The 1,949-nt window shown below is 48.7% G+C and carries 2 protein-coding genes; both read left to right on the top strand.

What is annotated here, in order from left to right:
* A partial coding sequence (xylA, locus tag WBV27_RS05170; RefSeq protein ID WP_424200037.1) for a xylose isomerase occupies positions 1-1,070 on the top strand: 1,070 nt, incomplete at its 5' end.
* Positions 1,071-1,122: 52 nt separating this feature from the next.
* On the top strand, positions 1,123-1,949 hold an 827-nt coding region (locus WBV27_RS05165; protein WP_424200035.1), incomplete at its 3' end, for an FGGY family carbohydrate kinase.

Genomic DNA, 1,949 nt, shown 5'->3' with positions numbered 1-1,949 from the left:
GTGTGGAAGCTTTCTTTGAAATTTTGGAAAAACTTGATGTTGAATACTTCTGTTTCCACGATGTGGATATCGCACCAGAAGGAGATTCGCTGGAAGAATTCTTCAATAATATCGACGAAATCACGGACCTGATCAAAGAGAAGATGGATCAAACCGGCATCAAACTGTTGTGGAACACAGCAAACATGTTCTCCCACCCACGTTATGTGAACGGGGCAGCTTCCTCCAATAGCGCTGAAGTTTTTGCCTATGCGGCGGCACAAGTGAAAAAAGGCTTGGACGTCAGCAAGAAATTGGGCGGCGCAAACTACGTCTTCTGGGGCGGCCGTGAAGGTTATGAGTCCTTGTTGAATACGGACATGAAATTTGAGCAGGACAATATCGCCCGTTTGTTCAAAATGGCAGTTGCTTACGGCGAAAAAATCGGCCATAAACCACAGTTCCTGATCGAACCGAAACCGATGGAGCCATCCAAACACCAATACGACTTCGATGCGGCAACAACAATGGCCTTTATCCAAAAATATGGATTGGAAGGCGACTTCAAGCTGAACCTGGAAGCGAACCATGCGACCTTGGCTGGACATACATTTGAACATGAAATGAATGTAGCCCGTTGCTACGATGCACTGGGATCGATCGATGCCAACCAAGGCGACATGCTGTTGGGCTGGGATACAGACGAATTCCCGACGAACATCTACGATACGACATTGGCCATGTATGAAATCCTTGAAAACGGTGGGATTGCGCCGGGCGGAATCAACTTCGATTCCAAAGTACGCCGCTCCTCATTCGAGATGGAAGATCTGTTGTTGGCACATATCGCCGGGATGGACACTTTTGCCCGCGGATTGATAGCTGCTGCCAAGTTGAAAGAAGAACGTTTCTTCGATGATCTGAAAGACAAACGCTATGCTAGCTACAACGATGGTGTTGGTGCAAGGATCTTGTCGGATCAAGAAACATTGGAATCATTGACAGAGTATTCCATGCAAAACGGAGACATCAAACTGGAGTCCAGCCATCTTGAATTCGTCAAATCCCGTTTGAACGACTACCTAGTATAATCCATACAGAAGTCGTTCGGTTGATGGATGCAACAGAAGAGGAGCAGAAATTATGGCGTATGTGTTAGGAATAGATTTGGGCACAAGTTCATTGAAGGGGTTATTGTTGGATGAGCAAGGCAAGGCAGTAGCTTCCGCCCAAAAAGAGTATCCGCTGATCCATCCGAAATCCGGCTACAGCGAGCAGGACCCGGGGCAATGGATCCTGGCCTGCGAGTACGTGCTGGACAGGCTGAAGGATGAAGTAGCGGACTTCACCGAAAAATTGGAGGGGATCAGCTTTTCCGGCCAGATGCACAGCTTGGTTGTGCTGGATGAAGAGAATAATGTCCTCCGCAATGCGATCCTTTGGAACGATGTCAGGACAACGAAACAGTGTGCGGAAATCATGGATACATTCGGAGAAGAACTGCTTGCGATCACGAAAAACATCGCGTTGGAAGGATTCACTTTACCGAAAATTCTGTGGATCCAGGAAAATGAGCCGGAAATCTGGGAAAAGGTGCGGCATATGCTGCTGCCAAAGGATTATCTGGGTTATTGGATGACCGGCACCATGCATATGGATTACTCGGACGCAGCCGGAACGCTGCTTCTGGATGCGGAAAAGAAAGAATGGTCCAAAGCTGTTCTCGAAAAATTCGACATCCCGGAAACCCATCTGCCTGAATTGATCGGCTCATCGGGCATGACCGGAAACCTGCGGCCGGAACTGGCGAATCGCTTCGGTTTTGAAAAGGAAGTAAAAGTATTTGCGGGTGGCGCAGATAACGCCTGCGCTGCGATCGGCGCAGGTATCGTGAATGCTGAGACAGGCATGGCCAGCATCGGAACATCCGGTGTGTTCCTCGCATTCGAGGATTCGGCTGAGCAGGATTA

The organism is Trichococcus sp. (assembly GCF_049589555.1).
In the GTDB taxonomy this organism is placed as follows: domain Bacteria; phylum Bacillota; class Bacilli; order Lactobacillales; family Aerococcaceae; genus Trichococcus.
Note: the sequence above shows the minus strand (reverse complement) of the source record. Positions and strands in the feature narration are given on the sequence as shown.